We start from the raw sequence: 6,000 nt of genomic DNA on the forward strand, positions 1-6,000 counted from the left end.
ATGCACCGCACTGCGGCGATTGTCTGCGGGGCCGGGGTGTCGAGCACCTTTCTCGCGCGCGCGGTGCGCGATCTGGCCAGCGCCAACGGCCTTGATTGGCAGATCGAGCCTCTTGCCGAAGACCAGGTTGCGAACAGAGCCGACTCGTTGGGTCTCGTGCTCGTGGGCCACCACCTCGCGCACCGTTGTGACGACCTGCGCCTCGTGGTCGCATCGAGCGGAGTGCCGGTCGTGGTTCTCGATTCCGATGATCTGACCGCTGCCGCCCACCAAAGCGTGACCCTGTTGCAGTCACACGACGCCGAGCGCGCCGATCGCGCGAATCGTCTCTCGAAAGGAAACCCTCATGGCTGAACGAACCATTGCTGTCGCTTCGACTCACGGGCTTCACGCTCGCCCGGCAGCGCTGTTCGTCAAGTCAGTGACCGATTCGGGCTGTGCCGTCGAACTGCAGAAGGGCGAACGTTCGATCAACGCCGCCAGCATTCTCGGCGTGGTGTCTCTCGGCATCGAGCACGGCGATCAGGTCACGCTGCGGGTGCAGGGTGAGGGGGCCGACGCCGTGCTCGAGTCGCTTGCCGCTTTTCTCGAGAAAGACCACGACGCGTGACCTCGACCGACATGACGGGCAGCATCATTCGCGGGGTCGGAATCGGGCGAGCCACGACGGTCGGTCCGGTTCTGCGCATGCCGGAACCGGTAGCCGACCCGGTCGACGTGCCGAGCACCCTGACTCCTGAGAACGAGTGGGCGCGGGCATCCGAAGCCTTGACCTACACGGCGACGCAATTGCGAGCGCGCGGAGCAGCGGCAGGCGGCACGGCTGCCGAGGTGCTGGATGCCCTCGCGATGATGGCCGAAGACCCCGCCCTGTCGGCCGACGTGCGCCACCGCACCGAAGATGGCGCGACGGCCGAGTTCGCCATCCACGCGGCCATGGCCACGTTCCGCGACATGCTCGCGTCGCTGGGCGGATACCTCGGCGAGCGCGCGGGAGACCTCGACGACGTGTCGCGCCGCGCCATCGCGCACCTGCGGGGGTTGCCCGCACCGGGGGTTCCCGAGTCATCGACACCGTTCGTGCTTGTCGCACGCGACCTCGCTCCGGCAGACACGGCAACGCTCGATCTTGACCTCGTGCTGGCGCTCGTCACGACCGATGGTGGCCCGACCTCGCACACGGCGATCTTGGCGAGAGAGAAGGGCATCACCGCGGTCGTTGGCGCTGCCGACGCCGCCGGTCTGCGCGACGGCGAGATCGTGCTCGTTGATGCCGAGAACGGCGTCGTCGAGCGCGAGCCCGCTCAGGAGCGCATCGACCTGGCGCTGCAGCGCACGGCCACCCTCGAGGCGATTCGTGCGCACAGTTCAGGCCCCGGGCGCCTGGCAGATGGGCACGCTGTGCCGCTGTTGGCCAACATTGGCTCGGTCGATTCTGCGCGTGAGGCGGCGGCTCGCGGCGCCGAAGGCGTGGGGCTCTTTCGCACCGAGGTGCTGTTTCTCGGTGCCGAGTCAGCTCCGAGCGTCGAGAGCCAAGCGCAGACGTATCGCGAGGTCTTCGCACAGTTCCCCGGCAAGAAGGTCGTCGTGCGCGTGCTCGACGCCGGCGCCGACAAGCCCCTGGCGTTTCTGACCGACGTGGGAGAAGAAAACCCCGCTCTCGGCCGCCGCGGGCTTCGCGCTCTTGCTGCGCACGAGAGCATCTTGCGCGACCAGCTCACCGCCCTTGCCCAGGCTGCTGCCGAGACGGATGCTCTCGTGCAGGTCATGGCGCCGATGGTGTCGACCGCCGCTGAGGCGCTGTACTTTCGCGACCTCGCGCACGAGCTCGGTATCGCGGTTGCTGGTGTGATGGTCGAAGTGCCCTCGTGCGCGATCATGGCCGATTACGTGGCCCGCAACGCCGACTTCATGAGCATCGGCACGAACGACCTCACCCAGTACGTGTTTGCGGCCGACCGCCTTCTCGGCACCGTTGCTGCGTTCCAGAACCCGTGGCACCCCGCGGTGCTGCGCCTCATTGCGACGGTGGGTACGGCCGGGGCCGCGCACGACGTGCCGGTCGGCATTTGCGGCGAGGCCGCTGCTGATCCTCTGCTCGCCGTTGTGCTCGTCGGCTTGGGTGCCACGAGTCTCTCGATGTCCTCTTCCGCGATCGCCGACGTGCGGGTCGAGCTGGCTCTGCACTCCCTCGACGACGCCCGCAGACTCGCCGCACTCGCTGTGTCGGCCGAGAGCGCCGAGGCCGCCCGACGGGCGGTGCTCGACGCGCCTACCCATCCCTAACCAGTGCACCACCCCTACACACACAAGGAGCGACACCCATGACGACGACGTCAGCACCTCGCACGAGTGCGAGGGTCCGGGTCCAACGATTCGGAACCTTCCTCAGCGGCATGATCATGCCCAACATCGCGGCGTTCATCGCCTGGGGCTTCATCACCGCGTTCTTCATCCCCACCGGCTGGACCCCGAACGAGACCCTCGCGGCCCTCGTCGGACCGATGATCGTGTACTTGCTCCCGCTGCTGATCGCCAACACCGCGGGCCGTATGGTCTACGGCACGCGCGGTGGCGTGGTTGCGTCGATCGCCACGATGGGTGTCATCGTCGGCACGACGATCCCCATGTTCCTGGGTGCCATGATCGTTGGCCCCCTCGCAGCATGGATCATGAAGCGTGTCGACGCTCTCTGGGCCGGCAAGATCCGCGCCGGCTTCGAGATGCTCGTTGACAACTTCTCGGCGGGCATCGTCGGCTTCGGCCTCGCGATCGGTGCGTTCTTCGGAATCGCACCCGTCGTGACGGTGCTGAGCGACGCGCTCGGTGCTGGGGCCAAGTTCTTGACCGAGACGGGCCTGCTGCCTCTCGCGAGCCTCGTCATTGAACCGGGCAAGGTGCTCTTCCTCAACAACGCCATCAACCAGGGCGTGCTGACCCCGCTGGGCATCCAGCAGTCGGCTGACACGGGCAAGTCGATCCTCTTCTTGCTCGAGGCCAACCCTGGCCCCGGTTTGGGCCTGCTGCTCGCCTTCACGTTCTTCGGTGTTGGCATCGCTCGCGCCACGGCTCCGGGTGCGATCATCATCCACTTCCTCGGTGGAATCCACGAGATCTACTTCCCCTACGTGCTCATGAAGCCTGTCCTCATCGTTGCGATGATCGCGGGTGGCATGACGGGCATCACGACGAACCTGATCTTCGAGTCGGGTCTTCGCGCTCCGGCATCGCCTGGATCGATCTTCGCGATCTTGCTGCAGACGGCGAGCGACAGCTACGTGGGTGTCATCCTCTCGGTGATCCTGTCGGCAGCCGTCACGTTCCTCGTTGCCGCGCTCATCCTGCGGGCCAGCCGCAAGCGTGACCTTGAGGCTCTCGAGTCGGGTGCGGATGGCTTCTCGAACGCTGTGTCGCAGAACTCGACCCTCAAGGGAAGCGAAAGCCGCGTGGGCGACCTGCTCGGCACGGCGACCGCGATGAAGATTTCGACCGTCGTGTTCGCGTGCGACGCCGGAATGGGCTCGAGCGCCATGGGCGCGACGGTTCTGCGCAAGAAGTTGAAGGAGGCTGGGGTGACAGGTGTTACCGTCACCAACAAGGCCATCGCCAACCTCGACGAGACGGCAGACTTGGTCATTACGCACCAAGACCTGACGGCCCGTGCGCAGAGCCAGGCCCCTCACGCCGAGCACGTGTCGGTGGAGAACTTCATGAACAGCCCGCAGTACGACATGGTCGTGCAGCACATCAAGTCGCAGCAGAGCTAAGGCGCGACTCGACAGGAAAGGCCAGGGATTCGCGTGAGCACCACCGTATTGACCACCGACTGCATCGTGCTGAACGGCACCGCGCGCACTCGTGAGGAGGCGATCGCCGAATCCGCTCGCCTGCTCGTGCACGCGGGAGCGGTGACGCCCGATTACGAGGCGGCAATGCGGGAGCGCGAATCCCTGGTCTCTACTTTCATGGGCAATGGCCTGGCCATTCCGCACGGCACGAACGAGGCGAAAGAAGCGATTCTTGCCTCGGCCATGACGGTTGTGCGGTACGACCAGCCCATCGACTGGGATGGCAATGACGTTCGTGTCGTTGCCGCGATCGCGGGCAAAGATGGCGGTCACATGGCCGTACTCTCTTCGCTCGCGCTCGTCTTTAGCGACGACTCGGCCGTTGAGCAATTGCTCGCGGCCGAGTCGCCGCAGCAGGTGCTCGACTTGCTCGGCGACGTCAACGCGACCGCATGACGGCCGTTCACTTCGGCGCTGGCAATATTGGCCGTGGCTTTATTGGTCTCCTGCTTCACGAGGCAGGGCATGACCTAGTGTTCGTCGACGTCAACGGCCCCCTCATCGCCGCGATCTCAGCGGCCAGTAGCTATCAGGTGATCGAGATCGGCCCAGGTGGTCGTCAGCACACGGTCACGGGCTTTACAGCCATCGACAGCGCGGCAGATCGACCGGCCGCGGTTTCCGCTGTTGCCGAGGCGGACATCACGACGACAGCCGTCGGCCCCACGGTGCTGCGCTTCATCGCACCGGTTATTGCCGACGCGCTGCGCGTCCGCTCTCCCGAGCTCGCCCCTCTCATTGTGATGGCGTGTGAGAACGCCTTGCAGGCGACAGACCTGCTGCGTGCCGAGGTCGCCACGCTTCTCTCCGATTCCCCCGAGGCGCTCGAGCGCGCGATCTTCGCCAACACCGCGGTCGACCGCATCGTGCCGACGGCTGACCCGGCCGATGGCCTCGACGTGCGTGTCGAGCCTTTCTGCGAGTGGGCTATCGAGAGCGGTCCGTTCGGGGATGCCCTGCCGAGCATCCCGAACGCACACTTCGTCGCCGATCTCGCTCCGTACATCGAGCGCAAGCTCTTCACGGTCAATACCGGGCACGCCACGAGCGCCTATCTCGGACGCGCGGCTGGCCACGAATTCGTGCATGACGCCATCGCCGACCCCGCGGTGCGCGCGGGCGTCGTTGCCGCTCTCGAAGAGACCTCGCGGCTACTCGTGATGCGCCATGGGTTCGAGACCGCTGTGCAAGACGCGTATCGTGCCACGGCGCTCGAGCGCTTCGCGAACGCGGCCCTCGCTGACCCCGTGACGCGTGTAGGCCGGCAGCCGCTGCGCAAGCTCAGCCGACACGAACGGTTTATCGAACCCGCCGCCGCGCTCGCCGAGGCGGGCATCGAGCCGGTGGGCCTGCTCACGGCGATCGGCGCGGCACTGCGCTTTCGCGTCGACGACGATGCCGAGAGCCTCGAGCTTGCCGAGCGATTGGGCGCAGACACAGCCCCGCACATCGTCGAGTCGGTGATGGGTGTGACGTCGGGTCATGCGCTGTTCGACCCGCTCGTGCGGGTCGTCGCCGACGCGCAAGACTGAGCCTCTAGGCGCCAGTCTCGCCGCCGCCGCCGACTGCCGCCGCCCGCTCGCCCGCTTGGTAGCGACGCACGATCGCGCGCACGATCACCAGCACGATGACTCCGATGAGGCCGAACGCGGCGAGCCACGGCAAGAGCACGCCCACGATGACGAGCAGTGCTGAGCCGAAGGTCACGAGTGCTTGCCAACCGGCGAGCAATCCGGTGAGGAAGGTGTCGGGCTCGTCGACGGGCGCGACTTCTTCTGAGCCGAGCGTCAGGGTCAGGGTCGAGAGGCCCACCTGGTCGGCGTAGTAACGCTGTTGCGATTCGAGGCTCTCGAGCTCAGCCTGCCGCTGGCTGATGGCCGACTCGAGGTCGATGAGGTCTTCCACTGTGACCGCCGCGTCTTGCAGGGCCAGCAGTCGCGTGATCGACGAGCGCAGGGCCGTCGCGCGGGCATCGATGTCTTGCACTTCGCGCGTCACGTCGGTCGAGCTCAGCTGCAGTTCTTCGAGCTCGCCGAGGGCCTTGAGCTTCTCGAGCGTGGCGGTCAGACGGTCGGCGGGAATCCGCAGCACGAGTTCGGCACCGCCCGCATCCGTCGCATCGCCGAACGTGCGGGGCGCGAACTCTTGCCGA

Annotated in this window: 7 protein-coding genes; 6 read left to right on the forward strand and 1 reads right to left on the reverse strand. The window is 66.4% G+C overall.

What is annotated here, in order from left to right; genetic code table 11:
• From SFU54_RS04620 to SFU54_RS04645, 6 genes are read left to right on the forward strand one after another with little or no spacing between them, the layout of a single operon-like run.
• Complete coding sequence (locus SFU54_RS04620; RefSeq protein WP_319015130.1) at nt 1-354, forward strand: hypothetical protein; 354 nt, start codon at nt 1-3, stop codon at nt 352-354.
• Nucleotides 347-610 (forward strand): HPr family phosphocarrier protein, encoded by a 264-nt coding sequence (locus SFU54_RS04625; RefSeq protein ID WP_319015131.1) that lies wholly within the window; start codon nt 347-349, stop codon nt 608-610. The genes SFU54_RS04620 and SFU54_RS04625 overlap by 8 nt, the downstream gene beginning before the upstream one ends.
• 11 nt (nt 611-621) lie before the next feature.
• On the forward strand, nt 622-2,286 hold the full coding sequence (gene ptsP / locus SFU54_RS04630) for a phosphoenolpyruvate--protein phosphotransferase (RefSeq protein WP_319015137.1): 1,665 nt from the start codon (nt 622-624) through the stop codon (nt 2,284-2,286).
• 38 nt (nt 2,287-2,324) lie between these two features.
• Entirely contained in the window at nt 2,325-3,767 is a 1,443-nt protein-coding gene (locus SFU54_RS04635) for a PTS mannitol transporter subunit IICB (RefSeq protein ID WP_319015132.1), read from the forward strand.
• 33 nt (nt 3,768-3,800) lie between these two features.
• Complete coding sequence (locus SFU54_RS04640; protein ID WP_319015133.1) at nt 3,801-4,244, forward strand: PTS sugar transporter subunit IIA; 444 nt, start codon at nt 3,801-3,803, stop codon at nt 4,242-4,244.
• The gene (locus SFU54_RS04645) at nt 4,241-5,380 is read left to right on the forward strand and encodes a mannitol-1-phosphate 5-dehydrogenase (RefSeq protein ID WP_319015134.1); all 1,140 of its coding nucleotides are present in this window, start codon (nt 4,241-4,243) and stop codon (nt 5,378-5,380) included. Before SFU54_RS04640 ends, SFU54_RS04645 begins: the two co-directional genes overlap by 4 nt.
• Before the next feature lie 4 nt (nt 5,381-5,384).
• On the opposite strand, the gene SFU54_RS04650 is transcribed toward SFU54_RS04645, so the two are convergent.
• Nucleotides 5,385-6,000: DUF4349 domain-containing protein (locus SFU54_RS04650; protein ID WP_319015135.1), on the reverse strand; the 616-nt coding region annotated here is incomplete at its 5' end.

Source organism: Microcella sp. (assembly GCF_033763155.1).
Classification (GTDB): domain Bacteria; phylum Actinomycetota; class Actinomycetes; order Actinomycetales; family Microbacteriaceae; genus Microcella.

Bases quoted from the DNA above. Each gene is read 5' to 3' on its own strand.
- SFU54_RS04635 (WP_319015132.1), top strand. From the start codon at position 2,325: ATGACGACGACGTCAGCACCTCGCACGAGTGCGAGGGTCCGGGTCCAA.
- ptsP (WP_319015137.1), top strand. From the start codon at position 622: ATGACGGGCAGCATCATTCGCGGGGTCGGAATCGGGCGAGCCACGACG.
- SFU54_RS04625 (WP_319015131.1), top strand. From the start codon at position 347: ATGGCTGAACGAACCATTGCTGTCGCTTCGACTCACGGGCTTCACGCT.
- SFU54_RS04620 (WP_319015130.1), top strand. From the start codon at position 1: ATGCACCGCACTGCGGCGATTGTCTGCGGGGCCGGGGTGTCGAGCACC.
- SFU54_RS04645 (WP_319015134.1), top strand. From the start codon at position 4,241: ATGACGGCCGTTCACTTCGGCGCTGGCAATATTGGCCGTGGCTTTATT.